At 56.9% G+C, this 23411-nt stretch carries 21 protein-coding genes and 1 pseudogene; 11 read left to right on the forward strand and 11 right to left on the reverse strand.

Translation table 11 applies throughout. From position 1 onward, the window contains the following. The 6 genes and pseudogenes from VEV40_RS17090 to VEV40_RS17115 form a co-directional block, all read right to left on the reverse strand. Positions 1–198: pseudogene (locus tag VEV40_RS17090) on the reverse strand (hypothetical protein); the annotation flags it as partial. Continuing rightward, the gene (locus VEV40_RS17095) at positions 195–425 is read right to left on the reverse strand and encodes a hypothetical protein (protein ID WP_324834072.1); all 231 of its coding nucleotides are present in this window, start codon (positions 423–425) and stop codon (positions 195–197) included. The pseudogene VEV40_RS17090 and the gene VEV40_RS17095, both read right to left, overlap by 4 nt. A 100-nt stretch (positions 426–525) precedes the next feature. Then, positions 526–930 (reverse strand): DoxX family protein, encoded by a 405-nt coding sequence (locus VEV40_RS17100; protein WP_324834074.1) that lies wholly within the window; start codon positions 928–930, stop codon positions 526–528. A 226-nt stretch (positions 931–1156) separates the two neighbouring features. Beyond that, positions 1157–1789, reverse strand: a complete 633-nt coding sequence (locus VEV40_RS17105) for a GrpB family protein (protein WP_324834076.1) — start codon at positions 1787–1789, stop codon at positions 1157–1159. 193 nt (positions 1790–1982) lie between these two features. Continuing rightward, the gene (locus tag VEV40_RS17110; protein ID WP_324834077.1) at positions 1983–4127 is read right to left on the reverse strand and encodes a PAS domain S-box protein; all 2145 of its coding nucleotides are present in this window, start codon (positions 4125–4127) and stop codon (positions 1983–1985) included. A 376-nt stretch (positions 4128–4503) separates the two neighbouring features. After that, complete coding sequence (locus VEV40_RS17115) at positions 4504–4851, reverse strand: helix-turn-helix domain-containing protein (protein WP_324834079.1); 348 nt, start codon at positions 4849–4851, stop codon at positions 4504–4506. 94 nt (positions 4852–4945) lie between these two features. Here VEV40_RS17115 and VEV40_RS17120 point away from each other — a divergent pair, with 94 nt between their 5' ends. Beyond that, the gene (locus tag VEV40_RS17120) at positions 4946–5377 is read left to right on the forward strand and encodes an anthrone oxygenase family protein (RefSeq protein ID WP_324834081.1); all 432 of its coding nucleotides are present in this window, start codon (positions 4946–4948) and stop codon (positions 5375–5377) included. 373 nt (positions 5378–5750) lie between these two features. Here VEV40_RS17120 and VEV40_RS17125 read toward each other — a convergent pair whose 3' ends face one another. Next, entirely contained in the window at positions 5751–6383 is a 633-nt protein-coding gene (locus VEV40_RS17125) for a hypothetical protein (RefSeq protein WP_324834083.1), read from the reverse strand. Positions 6384–6726: 343 nt separating this feature from the next. Here VEV40_RS17125 and VEV40_RS17130 point away from each other — a divergent pair, with 343 nt between their 5' ends. The 3 genes from VEV40_RS17130 to dnaG all read left to right on the forward strand — a co-directional run bounded on the left by VEV40_RS17130 (position 6727) and on the right by dnaG (position 10762). Beyond that, complete coding sequence (locus VEV40_RS17130) at positions 6727–7434, forward strand: Crp/Fnr family transcriptional regulator (RefSeq protein WP_324834084.1); 708 nt, start codon at positions 6727–6729, stop codon at positions 7432–7434. A 285-nt stretch (positions 7435–7719) separates the two neighbouring features. After that, a complete protein-coding gene (gene gluQRS / locus VEV40_RS17135; RefSeq protein WP_324834085.1) occupies positions 7720–8565 on the forward strand; it encodes a tRNA glutamyl-Q(34) synthetase GluQRS in 846 nt (281 codons plus the stop codon). 439 nt (positions 8566–9004) lie between these two features. Further along, entirely contained in the window at positions 9005–10762 is a 1758-nt protein-coding gene (dnaG, locus tag VEV40_RS17140; RefSeq protein ID WP_324834086.1) for a DNA primase, read from the forward strand. On the opposite strand, the gene rbsK is transcribed toward dnaG, so the two are convergent. Then, complete coding sequence (gene rbsK / locus VEV40_RS17145; RefSeq protein WP_324834087.1) at positions 10759–11685, reverse strand: ribokinase; 927 nt, start codon at positions 11683–11685, stop codon at positions 10759–10761. The two genes, dnaG and rbsK, sit on opposite strands and share 4 nt — an antisense overlap. Positions 11686–11768: 83 nt before the next feature. Here rbsK and VEV40_RS17150 point away from each other — a divergent pair, with 83 nt between their 5' ends. Continuing rightward, positions 11769–12701, forward strand: a complete 933-nt coding sequence (locus VEV40_RS17150) for a hypothetical protein (protein WP_324834088.1) — start codon at positions 11769–11771, stop codon at positions 12699–12701. A gap of 7 nt (positions 12702–12708) precedes the next feature. On the opposite strand, the gene VEV40_RS17155 is transcribed toward VEV40_RS17150, so the two are convergent. Then, positions 12709–13143, reverse strand: coding sequence for an NINE protein (locus tag VEV40_RS17155; RefSeq protein WP_324834089.1), 435 nt, complete (start codon positions 13141–13143; stop codon positions 12709–12711). A 182-nt stretch (positions 13144–13325) separates the two neighbouring features. Between VEV40_RS17155 and VEV40_RS17160 the strand changes: the two genes are divergently transcribed. From VEV40_RS17160 to VEV40_RS17170, 3 genes are all read left to right on the forward strand, one after another. Continuing rightward, the gene (locus VEV40_RS17160; protein WP_324834090.1) at positions 13326–15209 is read left to right on the forward strand and encodes an AI-2E family transporter; all 1884 of its coding nucleotides are present in this window, start codon (positions 13326–13328) and stop codon (positions 15207–15209) included. Between the two features lie 89 nt (positions 15210–15298). Beyond that, on the forward strand, positions 15299–16480 hold the full coding sequence (gene alr, locus VEV40_RS17165; protein ID WP_324834092.1) for an alanine racemase: 1182 nt from the start codon (positions 15299–15301) through the stop codon (positions 16478–16480). Between the two features lie 18 nt (positions 16481–16498). Next, positions 16499–17725, forward strand: a complete 1227-nt coding sequence (locus VEV40_RS17170) for an abhydrolase domain-containing 18 (protein ID WP_324834094.1) — start codon at positions 16499–16501, stop codon at positions 17723–17725. 9 nt (positions 17726–17734) lie between these two features. Here VEV40_RS17170 and VEV40_RS17175 read toward each other — a convergent pair whose 3' ends face one another. Next, positions 17735–18634: a M23 family metallopeptidase gene (locus VEV40_RS17175; protein ID WP_324834096.1), complete on the reverse strand. Its 900-nt coding sequence runs from the start codon at positions 18632–18634 to the stop codon at positions 17735–17737. Between the two features lie 52 nt (positions 18635–18686). On the opposite strand from VEV40_RS17175, the gene glyA reads away from it, so the two are divergent. Both glyA and VEV40_RS17185 read left to right on the forward strand, forming a co-directional pair. Next, positions 18687–19964 carry a serine hydroxymethyltransferase gene (gene glyA, locus VEV40_RS17180; RefSeq protein ID WP_324834097.1) on the forward strand — a complete coding sequence of 426 codons (1278 nt, stop codon included), beginning with the start codon at positions 18687–18689 and terminating at the stop codon, positions 19962–19964. A gap of 103 nt (positions 19965–20067) precedes the next feature. Beyond that, complete coding sequence (locus VEV40_RS17185; protein WP_324834099.1) at positions 20068–21192, forward strand: lactonase family protein; 1125 nt, start codon at positions 20068–20070, stop codon at positions 21190–21192. Here VEV40_RS17185 and lpxC read toward each other — a convergent pair. Next, positions 21189–22109: a UDP-3-O-acyl-N-acetylglucosamine deacetylase gene (gene lpxC, locus VEV40_RS17190; protein WP_324834101.1), complete on the reverse strand. Its 921-nt coding sequence runs from the start codon at positions 22107–22109 to the stop codon at positions 21189–21191. The genes VEV40_RS17185 and lpxC overlap by 4 nt on opposite strands. 154 nt (positions 22110–22263) lie before the next feature. Here lpxC and VEV40_RS17195 point away from each other — a divergent pair, with 154 nt between their 5' ends. Further along, positions 22264–23409, forward strand: coding sequence for a M20 family metallopeptidase (locus VEV40_RS17195; RefSeq protein WP_324834102.1), 1146 nt, complete (start codon positions 22264–22266; stop codon positions 23407–23409). Positions 23410–23411: the final 2 nt, after the last annotated feature.

The following is a 23411-nucleotide window of genomic DNA, read 5'->3' on the forward strand; positions in this document are numbered from 1 at the left end:
CACTGCGGCAGGACTGCCCGGAGAATTTGGATATCGAGGATGACCGACAATACGCAATACACCGTTTTCCGTTAGCGGACATGTGGCCCACGCCTTCTGCCCCTTGGACGCAAACCATTCATGCGCCCGGTCGTGCTGCACGTGAGCGGGGTCGATAAGAGCGATCAGCACATTAATATCGAGAAGAAACCGGGTCACATTAACTCTTCACGGAGTTGGTGCACCAGTTCTGAAGTCACTCGGGACGCGCCTTTACGCACCTTCAGCAGCGGCACACCATTTCGTTTCTCAACCTTCGACATAACAGGAACCAGTGCACGCCTCGCCAGAGCCGAAATCACCTGGCCTACCGTTTTGTTCTCGAGGTTAGCCATCTCCTTCGCGGCGCTGAGTACGTCGTCATCGATTGCAAGCGTGGTACGCATAGCGTTTCTCCATCATCAAACATCATACATCAGATGAGCTTAAATAGCCGGGATGTGCTCTAGGTCCCGTTTTTGAGACCTGGGATGTACTCCCGCATCCTCACCCACTCGCAAGACGCCGCGACGCCGGACGAAGCGCCCACGACGCCACTGCAACACCAATCATCAAGATCGGGTAAGCCAGCATACCCACATCCACAATTCCTGACACCACCAGCGATGCAACCGCGCCCGTCAGGTCGAAGATCACTCCAGCGTAAGCCCACTCCTTCAGTCGGGGAAATCGCGGAATGACCAGCGCGACCGCGCCAAGCAGTTTCCAGGTTCCGAGGATCACCAGAAAATAGGACGGATAGCCCAGCCGTTCAAACAGTGCGCGAACCTGCGGTACCCGCAGAACATCCCACGCACCTCCCACCACCAGCTCAAAGACAACCAGAGCAGTCGTCACCCAGTAAGCAATCAAGTGGCGCTGCGAACGGAAGGCAGAAGCAGCTGTAGTCATAGCATCGAAATAATCGGTCAGGAAGTCATCGCTCGCCAAAAATTATATTGCGAACATCACCGTGGTTGCCCATCCTGAGAGGAACGTGAAGGGCGGGATCAGCACTGGGGTGCTCCATACAAGCCCGGGGTTGGCCTGTGTGGAGTAGTCCTGCCGTCGCGTACCAGTTCCTGCAAATGCCGGATCAACATGCGCTTCGTAATCCCCGGAATGCTGTCTGGTATAGCTACTCCTCCCAATCCTGCTCCGCGGCAAGACCAATGCTAAGACGCGCTTCATTGACGACGCGGCGCAGGAATGAAGTTTTGCCTTCGGTATATCGCGGCATGTCGTCACCGTTTGTAAGTGCCAGTTCCATCTTCAACGTCTCATAGGCGCGCGCCACCTCAGGATACTGACTCAGCCAGTCACGAAGGATTATCTCGTTCTTGAGCGGCCAGGTTGGGCAAACGACCAGGTGCAAATGAAAAGCAGGACCTGCGCCTTCCGGGTCCCTGCGAAAGAAACGCCGTTTGATGAAACCTGCATCGATTTTCCGATACCCTGCCGATACAAGGGAGAGACTAAGCATGTCCGCCTGATCAAGCGAGGCCACGGGGCCCATCATGTCGATAATGGGCTTGGCGCTGAGCCCGGCAACAGCAGTACTTCCGTAGTGTTCAAGCTCGTCTGCAATACGGCCTAACAGCGGCCGTAAACGCTCGCGTTCGCGCAGGAATTGCTCCGGCCAAGCCGGGTCCGGAGGGGCAATATGAACACGGCCGAGCGTCCGTCTCGTAAAGTCTCTATCATGCACTCCACTAGTGTAGGTCGTTTGAGACCTGGGATTCGATCGCGCCCCTTCAAGGACGTCGCCCACCCTTCTCCAACCGCGCCAGATGTATCCGCCCCCAAACGCAAATCTGCTCCAGCACTGGAGCCAGCGTCCATCCATACTTCGTAATCGAATAGTCGGGTGCCCCAAAGCCTGCCCTGAGCGAAATCGAAGGGTCTCGTTTTTGAGACCTGTGATCAAACCAGGCTGTTGCCTTTCAAACCTAGGCCCCAAGCCTTCACGCCACTTCTTTCACCCTGGGAATCCGGTCATCCTCTGCGCTAACCGAAGACGCGCGGCTTGCGGCCGGCAGCGGCACAACCGCAAGAATTGTCGTCCCTTCTCCGGGTGTCGATTCGACAGAGAGTGTGCCATGCGCCAGATGCATGCGCTCCTGCATACTCATCAGTCCCAGCCCTCCATTCTTCTTCGCTTCTTCCACTTCAAAGCCGGCTCCTCGGTCCGCCACCTCGAGCTGAATCGCGTCGGCCATCCCAGTGAGTTCTACCGTGAAGTGGTTTGTCCCGCTGTACTTCACTGCGTTGTGCAGAGCTTCCTGCGCTACCCGGAAGAGGCACAGCGAGATATCCTTGGGCGTATGTTTGGATACATCCCTTTCCGTGAACTCGATGGTCACCTCGTATTGTCTCGATATCTCATCGCAGAATTCACGAATGGCAGTCCCGATGCCGAGGCAGTCCAGTATCGATGAGTGCAGTTGATGCGATAAGGACTGAACATCGCATCCTATCTCACAACAGAGTTCGCCAATCTCCTCCAGATCCTGTTTCGTTTCCGGCGACTCATTCGAAGCAAGATTCGCCTGTTCAATCTTCATCGACAGCAGCGCCAGCCGTTGGCAGACATCATCATGCAGCTCTCTTGCGATGCGGCTGCGCTCCTGCTCCTGCGCTTCTATCAACTGACCACCCAGTCTTTCGAGTGCTTGCTGGGCAAGCTTCTGGTCCGTTGTATCAATCGCCGAGCCGATAAAACCGGCAAAGGATCCATCTCCATTTAGTCTTGGAGACGCGACATCGAACATCCAGCGGTACACACCGTCTATCCCGCGAAGCCGATATTCCTGTGAGAACGACTGCCTCGTTTTCAAGGCATACGAAAGAGTATTCAGCATCCTCTGCACATCATCGGGATGAACGTATTCGATCCAGGATTCTCCGTAACCAGCTTTGGAATCCGATCCCGTGAACTGGATTCGCCGCTCGTTCAGGTACGTGATCTTGCCATGCGGGTCGCACATCCAGACCAGTGAAGGCGTAGTGTCAGCCATTACCTGAAAACGTTCTTCGCTCTCCCGCAGAATAGCTTCCGCCTTCCGTTTCCGCGCCCGTTGCCAGAGCAGTCCTATAATCAGGAGCGCCTGGGCCACGATCAGCGCAATACCCGCAAGAATGTATCTCCGATAACTCTCCCATAGTGATGGCTCGCGGTATAACACAACGCTCCCCGGCGGAAGCGCCGACTCTTGGATATGCCAGTGCTGAAGCTGCCGCCAGTCAACCTCAACTTGAAGGTTCGAGACCGACACAACCGGAATATTGTCCGGTTTCTCACCACGCAACACCCGGGCTGCTACTTCACCAGCCAGCACAGACTCATGCTTGGCGTCATAATAAGCGCCGCCGATTCCTCCGTGGTCCAAAGCGAGTGTCCGGAAGATGGAATACGTTGGAAGGCGCTGGGTGGTGAGGGCAAGGACATCCCAGGATGTAATTGGCGGTTGCGTGGAATCCTGGGGAAAGAGCTGAAACAGTGCCACGGTATGAGGAGGGAGTGCTGCGATATTTTGAAGCATTTGAGAGCTGGGAGGGCCAATCACGTCGATCTCTCCGACCTTGCCCCGGTAACGAAGAAGCTCAGTATGCACATCGGCCAACCAAACCCTCTCGGTCTGCGATTCACCCGTAATGACAGCCACAGCGGTCGTATCCGGATGAAGACGAAGCGCTAGATCAATCGTGCCTCGAGTTCCGTTGGGAGTTGCTACACCTGTAACTCCGGACATCTTCTCGTGCGCCAGTGCTGTGCTGATCGCCCAGAAGACGATGGGCACGCCGGGAAACATCTTGTCCCGGTATTGCACCGCGAATCGGAGGGCGGGTTCTGAAGCTACAATCACCAGATCCGGATTCACGCCGAGGTATTGTTGCCGGAAGGTTTCCGCCAGGCTCTCGCGATAAGGTTCCTCTTCAAACCGTGGATTCTCCAGATAGGAGATAGAGAAGTTTACTGGCCACGGTACATGAGCCCGCAGCGAGGACTCCATCAAATCCAAAGACACATGGCTGCGGTCAAAAAAGCTAAACAATACCAGCACGTTTTTCGCATTCGTCTGCGCCGCGTTGCCAGGACCAGCAAGCACGCACAATAAAATGCTCAGAATCGGCAGGCTCAAATGCTTACGAAGCGCTGCAGCGCCAAAACAACTAAACGCCTGGGACAAATCCGCACCTCGCGGGCTCTTTGTTAGGTTTCACACGCACGAACCAGCGTTCTGCTGTTCGTACTACCCGCGTCTCGAGAGTTCGTCTCCCGGAATTGTTATCTGCACGCGGTTCGGGGCCCGGAAAGCCTGGGAAACACAGAAATACAGCGACAGCCTGCTAAAGGAGTTGAGGGCTGCGTCAGGATTGTAGCGTATCAGGATTTGCTGGTTGTTAATAGTTTTCGTCTGGTAAAGTTCCATGCAGACAGCCTTGGTGCCCCAGGTCTCCCTTTTGAGACCTGGGATTCATCTTTCAAACACGCCGTGCACTCCTCTCGATTCGCGCCAGATGTACCCGTCCCCATCCGCAAATCTGCTCTAGCACCGGAGCCAGCGTCCATCCGTACTTCGTAATCGAATAGCGCACGCACGGCGGCACGCGCTTTTCTTCATGCCTCTCGATGATGCCGTCGCGCACCAGTTCCTGCAGATGCCGGATCAGCATCCGCTCTGTAATGCCGGGAATGCTGCGGCGCAGCTCGCTCGTCCGCATCGGCCCGTCGCACAGCCGCCACAGGATCGTGCCTTTCCACCGTCCATCGATCACCGACAGCATGGCGTCAATGGGACACTGCGAAATCTCTTTTTTCGAAACCGGCATAGGGTCACACCACGATTACTGACAAATTAGTCAGTACATCTATTTGAGTCAGTATAGACCGAATCCGGATCAGAAAGTCTGAAGGAGCTCATTTATGCACTATTTCGACATCATTACCATCCTCTGCATCGGCCTCATGGTTGGAACCGAGTTCGCCGTCTCCGCCTTCATCAACCCTGTCGTCTGGCAGTTGGAAGAAACCACGCAGGCAAAGATCCTCAGCCTCTTCGCCCGCTTGCTCGGCAAAGTGATGCCCTTCTGGTACGCCTTGTCTCTCGTCCTCATGCTCATCGAGACATATCTGCGACGCCATGAACCGGCGTTGCCATCCCTTCTCACCGCCGCAGGCATATGGATTGCTGCCATCATCTTTTCAATCACTGTACTCGTGCCCATCAACAACCGAATCGCCGCGCTGGAAGACGGCTGGCGCCAGCAGAACAAACATTGGGACACTCTCCACCGCTGGCGCATCTTCCTCCTCGTGGCGGCAATGGCCCTACTGCTGCACGGAATTCTCCAGTAGGTGGAGAAGCGCAGGAATCATGAATCACAGAAAGGTCTTCGCGGAGTTGATGTACCAACTCTGAAGTAACTCGGGGCATGGTCTTCCGCACTTTTAGAAGTGGCACGCTGTTTCGTGTCTAGAATTTCAATCCAGCGTGAATAAATGCGCGCCTTGCCAGAGAGGAGGTCGCCCACTTCCTGATTTCTTCTCGATCGCTGCCAGTTCTTTGGCCGCGCTCAGAACATCGTCATCGATGGAAAGGGTGGTCAAACATCATGCATCAGATGCGAAGAATCCTGCTTATCAGCCCTACCGGGCAATTTCTTGATACTTCCGGTTTGTCGGCCACCCGGGATTGGATCGGTGCATTGCCGACCCGAGCATAGGGCGATTACTGACTAAGCTGTGAGAGAGCAGCGCGGAAGGGAGCATCAGAAATTCGAATCAGTCCGCCCTGAGGACGATACATTTCGGCAATCAGAAAAATCGCACCGCTCACCGCCAGCGCGGCCACTAACAAGCCGATCAAGACCATGAGATTACGAGGGGCAAATGTCCCAAAGCTTAGGAATAACAGGATCAGCCAGCCAATCAGCATGGCCAGCAACAGGCTGGGAACGGGAACCGTATTCTGTCCGAAGAAAAGCCAGCGAGTTTCGCCTAGTTGGAATGCAACGCTCAATGCCTGCGCCTTCAGAGACCTTTGGTTTTCATCTTTTGGGGAAAGCTCGAGGATCTTTGTAAGGAAGCTCCCACCGGTTCGTGACCCAGACTCGACGTCGAGAAACGGTGGGTCGCTCCGACGCAAAGACACATCGGTTTCCAATAGATGAGCCAGTCCGTTACGCAACGCAGAGCGCGTGTCTGACGTTTCTGGCCCATAATAGGTCAGGATTCGGTCCAGTAATATGTAGTTCGCGGCGAGCTGCGTCACAGCGTTATTTTGCGTATCGTAGAAAGTCTTGGCTGAAGAAATGAGCAGCCCGAGCGCAACTGCCACAGTCGTCGCGACAAGTCCCATCATCAGCCTTATAACGTCCTTGGACTCTGAGCTTTGATGCTGAACGGGTAGCTTTGGGGAAACAAACATGCCGAGAAGCCCGCTGCAAGAGGCACCCAGGAACACGAGGAAGCTTATGGCCATGGAACTCATCGTCTGAAGGGTTATTCTCAACGGTTCAGGCGCAGCAAAAAACTGGTAAAACTGACAGATCGCCGGTCAGTGGCACGAGCAATTCGTTAGGGTGTATGTTAGTTGCGGGATAAACAGTTACTTTGAAAAACTAGATGTCTTCATTGCAGGATTGAATCAGATTCAAGGTATTGACGTTCCTCAGAATATTGCGGCGTGTGCTCAGAAGAGGACCATGACCTGCGCCTGCAAATTGTCTGGAAATCAAATTATAGCCCTTCCCAAAGAACTCAACCCTCGATTCCTATCGGGATTGACCGAAGCCGAAATCAGCTCCATCTTGTCTTTCGCCAAGCATCGATACCTTCGTGCATCCTCTATCGTTACCAATCAGGATGATCCTGCCGACCGATTCTTCATCCTCACCAGTGGTCGTGGCAGGTACTTCTTTATTACGGATGAAGGCCGAAAGATAAACCTGCTCTGGTTGACAGCGGGACAGATATTCGGCGGTGCCACGATGATCTCTCCCCCGAGTCGATATCTTGCCACCACAGAAATAGCGACGGACGGTTGTGCATTGGTATGGGAGAGAAAGGTTGTACGAGATTTGCTGTTGCGTTATCCGAAACTTTTCGACAATGCTTTGTCGATTATGGCGACGGATTATCTCACAGGGTTGATCTCGGCGAATATTTCACTCAATGCCGATGATGCCAACGGTCGCATCGCACATTTGCTAGTAAGCCTCGCCAGCGGAATCGGAAAGATTACTCCCGGTGGGGTCGAAGTGAGTATCACGAACGAGGAACTAGCTAATTACACAAATGTGACGCATTTCACGGTCAGCCGTTCTTTGAGCGACTGGGAACGTGCTGGCCTCTTGACCAAGCAGCGCGGTAAGATCGTGCTGCGAAAGCCTGAACGCCTGCTGGTCCACTAAATTTTCTACGCTCGCTCCTCTTCTTTTTGTACCAGCCGGGTGCCCCAGGTCTCGCTTTTGAGACCTGGGATTCGTAGAATCCAAGGTGCCCCATCCTATGCGCGCAGTTTGCGCATAGGGTGGGAAACCACAGATCTGTCCAGAAGGATTCTTGGTTGTCAATACTGAGCAACAGTAGAATGACCCTCGCTTTTCAAAACCGCTTAGCGGGACCTCAGCGCATCCTCCGCGTCCTCTGCGGTGAATCATTCACGTTGCACCCAGAACCATCCGCAGACTAACCCCGTGATCCCTTACCGTGGCCGCCTCGCGCCATCACCCACCGGACTCCTCCATCTCGGCCACGCGCGCACCTTCTGGACGGCCTACCAACGCGCGCAGCAGGCGAACGGCATCCTCATTATGCGCAATGAAGACCTCGACCCGCAGCGATCGAAGCATGAATTCGTAACGGCCATGCTTGAAGACCTCCGCTGGCTCGGCATCTGGTGGCAGGAGGGCCCGGATGTCGGCGGCCCTTACGCTCCTTATATTCAGAGTCGGCGGCGAAAGTTCTATCTCGAAGCTTGGCGCAAGCTGGTACAAGCCGGATTCGTCTATCCCTGCCGCTGCTCACGCAAGGACCTGGCCCGCAGCGCGCAGGCCCCGCACGACGAAGACGACGAGCCCATCTACCCGGGAACTTGCAGGCCCCACCCAGACATTACCCCATCCGAGCCGCCCGAATCACCCGCCGGATTGAACTGGCGCTTTCGCGTTCCGGAAAGCACCGAAACTGCATTCAAAGACGGCTATTTTGACACAAAAAGCTACGTTTCTGGACGCGATTTCGGCGATTTTCTCGTCTGGAGGCGCGACGATGTGCCCGCCTACCAGCTTGCCGTTGTCGTCGATGACGCCGCTATGCGCATTACCGAGGTCGTGCGCGGCGCCGATTTACTGCGCTCAACCGCGCGGCAAATTCTCATCTACCAGGCCCTTGGATTGGAGCAGCCTGCCTGGTACCACTGCCCACTCATGCTCGACAACCAGGGCCAGCGCCTGGCCAAACGCCACGACGCCCTTTCACTCCGCGCCCTGCGCGAGCAGGGCAAAACGCCGGAAGAGGTAACCGCCATATTTAAAGACTGAGACTGCCTGTGGAAAATTCCTGTCAAGGCTTTGCGCCTTATTATTTTCTTAACTGTCTCAAATCAAAAGATTTAAGTCCGCGCTAATTTGGCGTGTTATTTCGTCCAAATTGATATTCTGGATATAAGGAGAAATTTGCTGGAATAAGGCAGCGAAGCACTAGAAATATCTGTTGTTAGAGATTGCAGAACTTGCTTTTTACCTTGCGCAGCAAGGCTGGGTAAAAGCACCGGGCTTTAGCCCGGTGAATATGAGTGCAGGAAAAAAGGGGGCTTTAGCCCCGGGGATTTTCATGGATCCCCTGCTAAGTGATTGAAAATACGAGAAACCACTTAACCCATTTCAAATCAACGGCATATCGGGGGATGATCCTCCGCTAAGTCATTGAAAATAAAAGAAACGGCCCGAATACCCGGGGAGGGGGGTCAGGCCGATCACGATGGCCTCCGACTTCGCACAACTCGTCAAGCAGCAGGCCGACATCGTCAAGATCATCGGCGACTATATGCGCCTGAAAAAGGCCGGAGCGCAGAACTTCAGCGGCCTCTGCCCGTTCCACAAGGAAAAATCGCCTTCGTTCTCCGTTCATGCCACGCGGCAATTCTTCCACTGCTTCGGCTGTGGAGTCTCCGGCGACGTTTTCTCCTTTATCCAGAAGATCGAGAATGTCAGCTTTCCTGAATCCGTTCGTTTCGTCGCGCAGAAATGCGGAATTCCGCTGCCCAAGCGCGAATTCTCGTCCGAAGAAGAAGCCCAGGAAGGCCGTCAGCGCGCCAAGTTGCTCGAACTGCACGAGCTGGCAACGGCATGGTTTGAGGAGCAATTGCGCTCGCCTGAAGGAGCGTTGGCGCGCGAATATCTCTCCGGCCGTGGCCTTAAGCCGGACGAGATAAAACAGTTCCGCATCGGCTACGCGCCGGATTCGTTCCACGCGCTGCGCGAGCGTCTGCAATCCTTAGCCGATGAAGACACGCTGCGGCTTTCCGGGCTGTTCTCCTTCAAAGCGCAGGAAGACGGCAAGCCCGGACCAATCTATTCACGCTTTCGCAAGCGCGTCACCTTCCCCATCGCAAACGAATCGGGCCGCGTGATTGCCTTTACTGCGAGGGCGCTCGAAGCAGGCGAAAAAGCTGGTCCGAAGTATCTGAACTCGCCGGAAACGCCGCTATATTCCAAGGGAAACATCCTCTTCAATCTCGACAAAGCGCGCCAGGCGATCCGCGAGACCAGCTTTGCCGTGCTGGTCGAAGGCCAGATGGACTGCATTTCGGTTTTTCTGGCTGGAGTAAAGAACGTGATCGCCACCAGCGGAACGGCCTTTACCGAGGCGCAGGTGCGCCTGCTCTCGCGCTATGCGACCCGTATCATCATAAACTTCGATCCCGACACGGCGGGCGCGAACGCGGCGGAGAAGTCGATTGCGCTGCTGACCGAAGAAGGCTTCGAGGTGCGCGTGGTGACGCTCGAAGGCGGACTCGATCCCGACCGCTACATCCGCGAGCACGGCGCTCAGGAGTACATGACAGCGCTGCGCGCGGCAAAACGGCATTCGGACTACCTGATTGAGCGAGCACGGCAGCTCTTTCCGCCCTCTACGGCCGACGCCAAAGTGAAGGCGCTGAACTTCCTGCTGCCGCATATCAAGCGTATGCCCAACCGCATCACCCGCGATGAGTTTGCCACCGACGCAGCGCAGAAGTTGGGCATCGATTCCGCGCTGGTGCGCGAAGAGCTAAAGCAGGCTGCGGCCAAACGGCGCGATTCACTGGCTCACGCGGTTCCTACATTAAGTGAGGCGGAGAAAGACCTGCTGCGCGCGCTTGCTGCGCCAGTTTCAGACCAAGCCTGCAAAGCGGCAATGGCAGGCTTCGACTCTAATGAGTCGTACTTCGAAGGATTAACCGTCGCACCGATCCTCAAGCAGTTGCGCCATCGCGGTGATGCCGACCCAATGGAAGCAATCGAAGACCCGGCGGGACGCAGCCTGCTGGCGCAGGCATTGAACGGTGAAATCGAGCCGGTCAGCGCGGAGCACGTCACCGCAGCATTGGAAACACTGCGGCGGCGCTATCTGGAACGCCGCCGCCGGGAGTTGCGCGCCGCTGTCAGCGAGGCGGAACGCAATGGCGACACCACTTCGGTAATCAAGCTGACTGCGGAAAAGTTGGCTTTGGACCGCGAGCTTCGCGAACCCTAAGTTCGTCGCGCCAGCAGGTCATCAACTTCGGCGCGGCGCGGCATCGAGGGCGCGGTGCCGGAACGGGTGACAGATATTCCGGCGGCGGCGCAGCCAAAGGCAACGGCATCCTCCGCGCTCATGCCTTCGGCCAGGCCAACGGCGAATCCCCCGTTGAAAGCATCACCCGCGCCCGTGGTTTCCACCACCGGCCCGGCATCAACTGCTGGAATGTGCTTCATGGTTTGGTGATTCTTTAACAGTGCGCCATTCGCGCCGAGCGTCACGACCACATTGCGGACGCCGCGAGCCAGCAAGGCATCGGCAGCCTGCGAGGCTTCAGCAAGATTGCCGACTGGAATTCCGGTAAGCGCCGTGGCTTCCGATTCATTGGGAGTGAGATAGTCGCACAGCGGATAGATTGCGTCAGGCAGCTTTGCCGCAGGCGCGGGATTAAGGATTGTGGCCACTCCCGCTTTGTGCGCGTATTCGAGACCACGCTGGACGACGGAGATGTCCTGCTCAAGCTGTGCGAGAAAGGCGGTGGACGCTGCGATGAGCGGGCTGGCTTGCGCCAATTCTTCATCAGTCAGATGGAAACAGGCGCCGGGCACGATGATGATTCCATTTTCGCCGCTTTTCTCATCGATGATGATGGCGGCAGCTCCGGTAGATTCGTCCGTTGCGAAGAGGCAGCTTGTCTCGACGCCTTCGTCGCGGTAAAGCTCCCGGGCCATGTCGCCGAAAGTGTCGCGGCCCAGCTTGCTGACGAAACGGACTGTACCCCCAAGACGCGCTGCGGCAACGGCCTGGTTGGAGCCTTTGCCGCCAGGCCCGAGACGAAACACGGAGCCAAGCAGGGTTTCTCCCCAGCGGGGCATGGCTGGAGTGCGAAAGGCGACATCAGCGACAAAGCTTCCCAGGATGGTGATCGGTCGTGTCATCACCATCCTGATATACGCGATTCGCCGTGTTTTCGCCAAGCGGCCTTCGCCAAATCGCGCGCCAAGCCAGTAAAATAAGGGTGATGAGCACGAACCTCGAAACAGCACTGACGGCCATGCTGGGCAAGGCTGCCCGCGAAGCCGGACTGACCGTCCTATCCACTGAAGCAGGCACGGATTTCAACAACCACCCGACAGCGAAATTCAAGCTGGCGCTCTCTGCGGACACGTCTGCGGCGAAGACGTTGCAGCTCGAATTGAGCGAGGCATTCGATTTCCAGAAGCCAGAGCTGCTTCCAGAAATGACAGACCACCTACGCCACGCGGCGAAGCGCCTGCGCAATCCGCGTCCGGACGCCTATGTAACGCTGGCCGGGCTGCCGATCAGCCTGAACCAGTTCGCATGGCCCTTTCACCGGTCAACTTCCGGGGCGGACACCTATATCGTCCACGGCGTGGCGCATCTTGAAGACGGGACGAATTCGCCCCTGCACACGAAGGTTGCCGCCAGCATGACGGTGACGTTCGCCGAGATCGTCGCCGCTCCGGAGCAGCCATACGCTGAGACGTTTATCTACAACGCAGTTCGCAAGACGTTCGATCAAGGGCAGCTTGAGCTGCTGAAGAGCGGCAACCGCCAGCCTGTTCCGGTAACGACGCGCTATTACAGCCGCTGGCAGAAGAAGTTCATCTTTACCGACACGGATGGCGCCGCTCGCATCGAATTCCTGGAACTGAAGGCATACTGGCTCTCGCATGTTCTGGGGAACGACCAGCCGGTGTGGATTGCCGATCCGCGCGACGCGCAGTATCTCAACACCACCGATGAGGAACTGCGACGCATGGCTGTGGACCTCTCAAAGCAAGGGATGCTGGCGCTGACGGATGACTATGCGGCCCCAACTGCTGCGCTGCTGGGTCGGGCAGAGGAATACGACGCCAAGCTGCATGCGGCGCTCGACATCACCAAGCCATCATTTAACGAGGAGATGCGGGCCGGCCACACGAATATGTAGGCGCTGTTTACTGCGTGACGGCGGCGCCGCAGCGGCTGCAGAATTTTACGCCTCCTACAAGAGGCGCTCCGCATGAAGCACAGGCGGGAGCGACGAACGACTTTGCCGGGACCACTCCCGGGGCCGCTCCGGTTCCGGGAATGGCGTATTGTAGGCTGGCGGCCAGCAGAGTGGCCTGTTCGGCATTGAACTGGCGTACGCGCGCCGGCATGAAGAAGCACTCGATTAAACCGGCGAGGGCGGGGATGCCGGTCCAAAAGAACAGCACATACATAATGCCGAGGCCATTCCGACGCAGATAAAAATGGTGCGCCCCGAAGCTGCCGAGGAACAAGGCAAGCAGCACACCGACCACTTCATCTTTCTGCACGACCGACATCTGAGCATAGAAGACAGCCCTCTGCTCATCCGTCAGTTGCGCTGTAATCCATGGAGTGGTCATTTGGCTGGCTCCCTTACTTACTGCTCATTAAAGCATACGCATTCGTATATCAGATGGTTCCAGTGCCGCATTAAGACACGTCGCATATAAGGAATTGTTGCACTCCTCGCAGACTTCAGTCTCTAATCGGTAAGACCCCCATTCAGGTAAACAATATGAACGGCACGGAACGCACTGGCGCCATGAGGAACAAACGGGGATGGCTGAACAACGAGCCTATGTTGGTCCTCGGGCTGGTGCTGCTGACGCTGTATTTTGCCCGCGATTTGCTTATCCCGTTCGCCATGGCGCTGACGCTGAATTTCCTGCTGGCTCCGGCGGTCATTCAGCTGGAACGTCTGCGCCTGCGGCGGCTGTCGGCCGTGGTTATTGTGGCTCTTCTGGCTTCGGCATTTCTGACCGTCATTGGGTGGGTAGTAGTGCGGCAATTACTCGATGTGGCCAGCGACATTCCCAGCTACCGGCAGAATATCGACCACAAGCTGTCCCAAATTCATTCGCCGATGAACGGTCCGGTCAGGAATGCTATCGAAGGCATCAAGGTCCTGAATCAGGATCTGTCCGGGACCCATGCACCGCAGCCGTCGCCGCCTCCAGAGCCAGATAGAACTCGCAGCAGTGCGCGGAATCGCGAAACGACTCGTCAGACAGGCGAGGCAAATTCTGCAAACGCCGCCCCCGCTCAGGTGGTCGTCGTCCAGCCGCCGACCAGCGACTTCGCATATGCGCAGCAACTGCTGAAGCCGGTCATCAAACCGCTGGGCATGCTCGGCATCGTGGTGATCTTTACCATCTACATGCTCATCAAGCGTGAGGACCTGCGAAATCGCGTGTTGTTGCTTGCCGGCATGAGCCGCCTGAATGTGATGACACAGGCGCTCGATGACGCGGCGCGCCGCATCAGCAGCTATCTGCTGATGAATGTGCTGGTGAACGCCAGCTATGGCCTGGTTTTTGGCGTGGGGCTGTTTCTACTGCATGTGCCCAACGCCACCCTCTGGGGCGTGCTGCTGGGCATTCTGCGCATGGTGCCGTATGCAGGCATGGTCATCGGCGGAGGGCTGCCCATCTGCTTTGCGCTTGCAGTTTTTCCCGGCTGGTGGACACCTCTGTTTGCTTTGCTGCTGTTCGTCGTCCTGGAAATTGCGGTGAGTAACTTTATTGAGCCAGCGCTTTACGGCAGTCACACCGGCATCTCGCCGCTTGCGCTGGTGACGACGGCCATGGTCTGGACGCTGCTCTGGGGGCTGCCGGGACTAATTCTTTCCACGCCTTTGACGGTTTGCCTGATCGTGATGGGGCGGTATGTGCCGCAGATGTCGTTCCTCCATATTCTGTTGGGCGATGAAGCTGAACTGGCGCCCGAAGCGCATTTCTATGAGCGCCTACTGGCGATGGATCAGACGGAAGCACACCATATTGCCGACAAGTTTCTTGACGGGCACAGACTGGTCGATCTTTACGACGGCGTTGTATTGCCGGCCCTGAGCCTTGCCGAGCAGGACCGGCATAAGGGATTTCTGGACGATACGCGCGGCACTTTTCTTTTCCAGAGTGCGGCGGAAATGATTGCCGAGCTCACTGATTACCATTCTCCGTTGTCCGATCCTGACAGCGAAGCTCCGGTTGAGAGGGCCTGTCCGGTTGTCTGTATTCCGGCCAGCGATCAGGCTGACGAGATTTCCGCAGTCATGCTGGCGCAATTGCTTGAACAGCGGGGGCACAAGTCAATACTGCTGCCGGCTGCCGCGCTCACTTCTGAAATTTTCGAGCGCCTGCGGGAAGAACCGAACACAACCATCTGTATCTCCGCGCTTCCGCCATTTGCGTTTGTGCATGCGCGCAATTTGTGCCTGCGAGTCCGCGGGTCGTTGCCGGAGAACCGTATTCTGATCGGGATCTGGGGAGCAACTACAGAGAGCGAAATACTACGCGAGCGGTTTGGCGCGGGTTCCCCGGATGACGTAGCGACAACGCTGGCGCAAGCGATTCAACTTGTCCGCCGTTGTGATGTCGCGATAACGGCAGGACGGAAGGTAGAAAAGGAAGCAGGCGTGCGCCTCTAATTTCCAATAAAACGGGAAAACCGTTCCTGAAAGGAATGCCGGGCGTCCAGCCTGGGCATGCAGGCGCAGTTTACGATGAAAACATTCCTATGACGCCAACTCGTCCTGTATGGGCGGAAATTTCCCGCTCGCGCCTGCTTGCCAACTGGAACCTGCTGCGGAACGCGGCCCCCGATGACGCCGACGTAATGGCCGTGGTGAAGGCCGACGCCTACGGACACGGCGCTGCCGCCTGCGCTCCACTGCTTGAGGGCGCAGGAGCGAAGTGGTTCGGCGTGACGTGCCTTTCGGAAGCGATTGCCTTGCGGCGGGTCAGTCCTGAGTCGCGGATCATGGTCATGTCCGCTTTCTGGCACGGCGAGGAGGACGCGATGATCGAGCACCGGCTTACGCCGCAGATGTGGGAGCCGTTTCATTTCGAGTTGCTGGAAAAGGCTGCACGCATGCGCGGGTTTGGGCCGCGGTCGGTTGCGGTGCATCTTGAAATCGATACGGGCATGTCGCGGCAGGGTGTGCGCTCGCTCGATGAGTTGAAGGCCCTGCTCGTTCGCTTCGGCACGGACTCGCCGATACTTATCGAGGGTGTGATGACCCATTTCAGCGCGCCGGAGGTGCTGTACCCGGATGAGACGGAGGCGCAGATTGAGCGCTTCGCAGCTGCACTGGATGTGATTGCAGAATACGGTATCCGTCCAACGTGGATACACGCGGGCAATTCGGCAACGGTCTTTGTCCCCCAGCATGTGCTCGCACTCGAAGGGCTTGCGCAAAAGCAATTGGCCCGCCTGATGCTGCGGCCGGGGATTGCGCTTTACGGTTATGTGTCGCATTTCACGCCCGCCCAGCCTGATGCCGCGCAGGTCTATGCGCTGCGGCCCATACTTTCATGGAAGACGCGCGTGGTTTCAGTCCGGACAATCGATGCGGGCGAAAGCGCAGGCTATAACATGACCTTTCGCGCGGGGCGGAAGACGAGGCTCGCGCTGGTTCCAGTGGGCTATGCCGATGGGCTGAATCGCCTGCTCTCGAACCGCGGCCACGCTCTGGTGCGGGGAATGAGGGTCCCGATTGCGGGGCGCGTGTCGATGGACCAGACCATTCTGGATGTGACGGATGTTCCTGGCGTCGAAATTGGCGATGAGGCGGTGCTGATTGGCTCGCAGGGCGCGGAGTGCATCACTGCTAACGATCTCGCGGATGCGACCGGGACGATACCTTATGAAGTGACCTGCGCGATTAGCACGCGAGTGCCGCGCCTGATGGTCGATTAAACAAATTAAACTATAGATATGCTTGGCAAGTGGTATGCGCGCTGGATGTTTACCTGGGAGACGGCGCTGACAACACGCGATGAAAACCGGGTGGTCCGGCCTGTGGAATGGGGATTCGAGTGGTTGGATGATTTTCTCCGCTCGCATGATTCTGAATGCGCGCCTGAGGACGATCGGATGGTTGCCCTGAACGAGGCCATTGTTCGCGAAAGCGACAGCTTCTTTGGTTATGAGCCTCCCAGTGATTACAGATTGGAGGAGCGCCATCCCCAACTCTTCCCTACAAATGTGCGGCCCGAGACGCTGGCGCACGACGCGAAGCTCAGGGACATGGCGGTGAGCGGCAAGCTGAAGTCCGCCCAGTTTTTGCGCTTTACTTCTCCTGTCAGGACGCCATATCCGGAGAACAATCTGGTGAATGCGCGCTGGTATCCAGCGCCGGAAGAGAAGCAAGTGGGGAAGCCGAAGCAGGCGATGATCGTGATGCCGCAGTGGAATGCGGACGCCTTCAGCCACAATGCGTTGTGCTCGCTGTTTAATCGCTTTGGTATTTCGGCGCTGCGGTTGAGCAAGCCTTACCACGACATTCGCCGCCCGATGGAACTGGAGCGCTCGGATTATGCCGTCAGCTCGAACATTGGCCGCACTATTGCCGCGTGCCGTCAGGCGGTGGTTGATATTCGCTGCTGCTTGGACTGGCTGGAGGCACAGGGCTATGAGCAGTTTGGCATTCTGGGCACGAGCCTGGGATCGTGCTATGCCTTTATTGCCAGCGCGCACGACGCGCGCCTGCGCGTGAACGCCTTCAACCATGCGTCCACTTCTTTTGGCGATGTGGTCTGGACGGGGCAGAGCACGCGGCACATTCGCAAAGCGTTTGAAGATGCAGGTATGACGCAAGAGCGCTTACAGAAATTGTGGGCCTCGATCAGCCCTGTGTCCTATATGGAGCGCTTCGCGGCCACGCCGAAGAAAGTCCTCGTTGTTCATGCGACCTATGACCTGACTTTTCTGCGGGAATACTCGCTTGAAGTGCTGCGCAGGTTTTCTGAGTTGGGCGTGGATTTTGTTTCAAAGGTGCTGCCCTGCGGCCATTACACCACGGGCGAGACGCCGTATAAGTTCATCGACGGCTGGTATTTGGGGTCGTTTGTCTATAATGCTTTCAAAAAGCTTGCCGAAGGACCCTCCGCGGCGAAGCCGATCATGGAAAGTGCGCGGAGGGAAGAGTTGCTGTCGCGCTGATCGCCTTCGCTACTGGTGTTCCGGCAGTTTTAATCTGAAAAGCAATGCGGGATCAAGATAACCGCCTTGCCAGCGCGCTGCAAAGTGCAGGTGCGGGCCGGTCGCGCGGCCTGTGGCTCCGCTCAGGCCAAGCAGTTGACGCGCCTGCACAGATTGTCCCTCACGGACGAGGATTTTCGACAGGTGCATGTAAATGGTCATGAACTGCTGGCCGTGGTCGATGACCACGCAGTTGCCCTCGTAAAAAAGTTTTCGCGCCAGAATGACACGGCCTGAGTTGGCTGCATGGACCGGCGTTCCGGAAGCTGCGCGAAAATCCATACCGCGATGAATGCTGGCCAGCTTGCCGTTGAAGACGCGGCGCGTCCCGAAGGAGTCCGTTGGCGGCGATTGAACCGGACGAAGGAAGTTTCCCTTCCACAATGGCAAAGGCGCGCTCTGCGCAAAAACCTGTTCTTTGATGGCCTTGTCTTCCGCGATTATTTTCAGCGTCGCGGCATCGGGAGTCACGAAATTTTCCGGTACGCGAAGCTCCACCTGCCTGTAGTGCGATGGACCAATCTGAATTTCACGGGTGGCGCTCACGCTCCGGCCGTCCGACATGGTTGCATGAAGCGTAAGCGTGTAAGCGCCGGCCGCGGTTTCAACATCAACTCCGGCCAGGGCATACCAGGTGGTCTTCGTGGACGACGGGAAAAATTCAACCTCGTGACCAAACCACTCGCCTTTCATAGATGCTGGTGCGGTCTCGAACGTCACGGTCAACAGGCAGGGAGAGCCGCTTTCTAATTGTGCGGGCGCCCAAACAATGCTCTTAAAAGCGCCGTCATTCTGCGCCAGCCCGATGAGCGGTGCGCAAAGCAGAAGAATCATCAGGAGAACACGGCGCAGACACATGGATCGCTTCATGATTGTGCAACAGAGCGGAAAAATCCGCATTCCATGAGGCTACAATCAAACTATGTCCGACCGCATGTCATTGACGCTATCGCAGTTCGATCCGGAGATCGCCGCCGCCATTGAGAACGAAGTCCGCCGCCAGCATGAAGGGCTGGAGATGATCGCCTCGGAGAACTTCGTCAGCGAGGCCGTGCTCGAGGCCGCCGGTACCGTCTTCACCAACAAGTATGCCGAAGGTTATCCGGGACGCCGCTACTACGGCGGATGCGAATTTGCCGACGTGGTCGAAAACCTTGCCCGCGACCGCGTGAAGCAGCTTTTCGCCGCGGAACACGCGAATGTGCAGCCGCACTCCGGCTCGCAGGCCAATGCCGGGGCGTATATGGCCGTGCTCAATCCCGGCGACACCATTCTCGGTCTCGATCTGGCGCATGGTGGGCACCTGACGCACGGACATAAGCTGAATTTTTCCGGGAAGCTCTACAAGGTCGTTTCTTACGGCGTTCGCAAAGATACAGAAGTCATCGACTACGGCGAACTGGAGCAGATTGCTCTGCGCGAAAAGCCGAAGGTGATCATTGGCGGTGGCAGCGCCTATCCGCGCATCTTTGATTTTCCCCGCATGAGGCAGATCGCAGACAATGCCGGCGCGCTGCTCATTGTTGATATGGCGCATTTTGCCGGACTCGTCGCGGGCGGCGCGCATCCTTCGCCGGTACCGCACGCGCACATCGTGACCAGCACCACGCACAAGACGCTGCGTGGGCCACGCTCGGGGTTGATTCTTTCACAGCAGCAATTCGCCGCAGCCATTGACAAGGCGGTTTTCCCCGGCCAGCAGGGCGGGCCACTCGTACACATCATCGCAGCCAAAGCGGTTGCTTTTCGCGAAGCGCTGCAACCCGAATTCAAGCACTACGCGGCGCAAATTGTCGCCAATGCGCGCGCGCTAGCTGAGACCTTGCAGACCGAAGGCTTCCGCGTCGTCTCCGGCGGAACGGACACGCACCTGATGCTGGTGGATGTCTTTGCCAAGGGCATGTTGGGCAGCGAGGCTGAGACGGCGCTGGGCGAGGCTGGCATTACCGTCAACAAGAACGCGATTCCCTACGACACCAACCCGCCGCTCAAGCCGTCGGGCATCCGCATCGGCACGCCGGCGCTGACGACACGCGGCATGAAGGAAGCGGAGATGCGCACCATCGGCAAGTGGATCACGGTAGCCCTCCAGGAGCGCACCAATCCGCAGGTGCTTACGCGCATTCGCGGACAGGTGCTCGAACTGGCCGAGCAGTTTCCGCTTTATCCGTGGCTGCGGCAGCCAGTGGCCGTCGTATAGTCGATTCCTTCAACTTTCTAGTAGAGTTTGCGCGTCAATCTTTCAGAGGAATGTTTGCGTGACCGATTCAATCTCCCGGCGTACTTTCGTAAAAGCCGCATCCATGTCTTCCCTTGCCATGAAAGCCTGGTGGGCAGAGGCAAGAACCAAATCCGCCATGCAGGATAGCCGTCTTCTGTTCGCGGGTACGCAGACTGGCCCATCAAGCAAAGGCATCTATGGGTTTCACTGGGACCCGGCAAGTGGAGAACTGAAAGAACTCGGGCTTGCTGCAGAGAGTAACAATCCGACTTTCATTGCGCTTTCACCGGATGGCAAACATCTCTACGCCGCCAACGAACTCGACGAATATGAGGGAGCAAAAAGCGGGTCTGTAAGCGGGTTCATCATCGACCGAGCTGCGGCAAAGCTGACGCACATCAACACCGTTTCTTCCGCAGGCGCTGGCCCCTGCTTCGTCGGCCTCGACCACACGGGACACGCGCTGTTCTGCGCCGATTATGCTGGTGGAGCAGCAGCGTCGTTTCACATTGACCAGACAGGCAGCATAAGTGAAGCTGTATCGCAGTTCCACTATCAGGGGCGCGGCCCGGCTGTCCAGCAAGAGGCAGCTCATGCGCATCGCGCCACAGTCACGCCGGAAAACCGCTACGTTCTTATCAATGATCTTGGACTGGACTGCATCCACATCTATCACCTCGATGCGGAAACCGCGAAGCTGACGCCAAACAATCCGCCACAGTGGACGGCTAAGCCAGGATCGGGCCCAAGGGCACTGCGTTTTCATCCCAATGGGAAATGGGCCTATTGCCTGAATGAGATTGCTTCGACCATTGATGTTCTGGCGTGGGACGGTAAAACCGGCGCACTGACTTCGCTGCAGCACATCGACACCTTGCCTAAGGACTATCGTGGACAGGCGGCTGCGTCAGAGATAGTGATTGACAGCAGCGGCCGGTTCGCCTATGCCGCCGTGCGCTTCTGGGACCGAGTGGTCACTTACAGCATCGACCCCGCCACTGGCAGCCTTTCACAGATTGGCGTAACCTCCTGCGGCAGCAAGGTTCCACGCCACATGACACTCGATCCGACGGAGAAGTGGCTACTGGTCGCCAATCAGGGTTCGGATAACATTGCCGTGATTCAGAGGGATGCGCAAACCGGTAAGCTGGCCGAGGCAGGCAACAGCTTTCCCCTTGTGAAACCGCAATGTCTGGTGTTTGTTTAGCCGACAGTCACAAGAGAAGCGGACTGAGCTGAAATAGCTCTAGCTTTTGCCTTCTCTGGCCCAATCGTGACCAGCTTCCAGGCGGAACGGTCCTTTAGCAGTTTCGCCACAAGGGCGGTGTGCATGGCGTGTCCGGCGCGCTCGGCTACTACCCGACCAAGGATTTGATGCCCGGCAAGTGCAAGATCCCCGATCAGATCCAGCACCTTGTGGCGTACAAATTCGTCATCAAAGCGCAATGGCCCATTGACTACTCCGTGACGCGTAAGAATGATCGCGCTTGAATCCGATACGCCGCGAATCAGGCCCATGTTGCGCAGCATCTGCTCATCTTCTTTGAAGCCAAAAGTGCGCGCCGGAGCGATTTGCAAGCCATAATTTCGCGTGGCGAGATCGACGGTGAAGCCTTGCTTTCCGATGGGCGAGGGAAAATCAATCTGATAGGAGACGCTGTATCCTTCTCCCGGATAGACGCCGATGAATTTGTCGCCCTCGCGGACTTCCACCGTCTTGAGAATGCGAAGATACTCGCGGCGGCGGCGCTGCGTCTTGAGGCCCATTTGCCGGAAAGCTTCGACATAAGGCAGCGCGCTGCCGTCGAGGATAGGCAGTTCCAGATTATCGAGCTCGACGATGACATTGTCGACGCCCATGCCAATCAACGCTGATAGCAGGTGTTCGGTCGTCGAGATGAGTACGCTCTGCCGCATCAGGCTGGTGGCATAGCTTACTTTGGCGACATTGCGCCCAATTGCAGGAATCTCAAAGTTGTCGAGATCCGTCCGGCGAAAGACAATGCCTGACCCGGCCGGAGCCGGCAGCAATCGCATCTGGACTGGGGCGCCGCTGTGCAAGCCTATGCCTGAGAATTCAATGGGCGAAGCAACTGTCTGCTCCAGGTACGATGAATCTAACAAAACAAACTTCCCGACCCAAGTGGGGCTTAACGTCATAGACTACTGGCAGCAAACTAAGTTTTAATGTGGCACATTTGCCACACGATAGTGGCAGAACAGCATCGCATCTCGAAACCGTATTTACTCAGTAAATAATTGAACTGAAGGAACTTACATGATTCATCAACTGGCCGAGGAAGTAGCGCGGCAACTGCCGAACACTCTTGACCTCCTGCGCAAGATGGTCGGAATCGAATCTCCCAGCGATGACAAGGCCGCTGTGGATCGTTGTGCCGCATTCGTTGCCGAGCGCTGCTCAAAGTTAGGCGGACATATCCGCCTGCACCGGCAAAAAGAATTTGGCGATCTGCTGGAAGCGCGTTTTGGCCCGAAAAAAAGCACTCGCAAGTCAATACTTTTACTCGGCCATCTTGATACGGTTTGGCCGCTGGGAACACTAAAGGACATGCCCTTCCGCGTGGACAATGAACGTGTGTGGGGACCTGGTGTGCTCGATATGAAGGCAGGCGTGGCCCTGGCGCTGACGGCCATTGCCATTCTGCAGGAAATGAAAAAACTAACCCGGCCGATCATTATGCTGCTGAACAGCGATGAGGAGGTTGGCAGCAATGTTTCTCGTCCCGTAACTGAGAAGCTGGCGAAGCAATGCGACGCGGTTTTTGTGCTGGAACCGGCGCAGGGGTCGGCAGGCGCATACAAGACGGCGCGTAAGGGAGTTGGAAATTATTCAATTCGCATACAAGGCGTGGCCTCACACAGCGGAGTGGATTTTGAGCGTGGTCATAGCGCCATCGTTGAACTGGCACGGCAGATCGAGCGTATTACACGTTTCACCGAGTTAGACCGCGGCATCACCGTAAATGTTGGAACCGTTCAGGGCGGAACGCGCTCTAACGTAGTAGCAGCTGAAGCGCGGGCGGAAGTGGATGTTCGCATCGCTCGGGCCAAAGATGAAGCGCTCATCGATAAACATTTTCGTTCATTGCGCGTCTTTGATAACAAATGCAGTCTGCAAATTGAAGGTGGATTAAACCGCCCACCGATGGAACGGACTCGCGGAACAGTGGCGCTCTTCAAGCGGGCCGCAAGTCACGCCCGCGAGCTTGGGTTCACGCTGGAAGAGGCGGCGACCGGGGGCGGATCGGACGGCAATTTTACCTCCGCATTGGGGGTGCCCACGTTAGATGGAATGGGAGCAGTGGGCGAGGGCGCACATGCCCGGCACGAATCGCTGCTGCTCAAACACATGGCGCCACGCACGGCATTGCTGGCGGCCATGCTGGCAGACGCCGGAGAATGAGG

The organism is Alloacidobacterium sp. (assembly GCF_035631355.1).
Taxonomy (GTDB): Bacteria; Acidobacteriota; Terriglobia; order Terriglobales; family Acidobacteriaceae; genus Alloacidobacterium.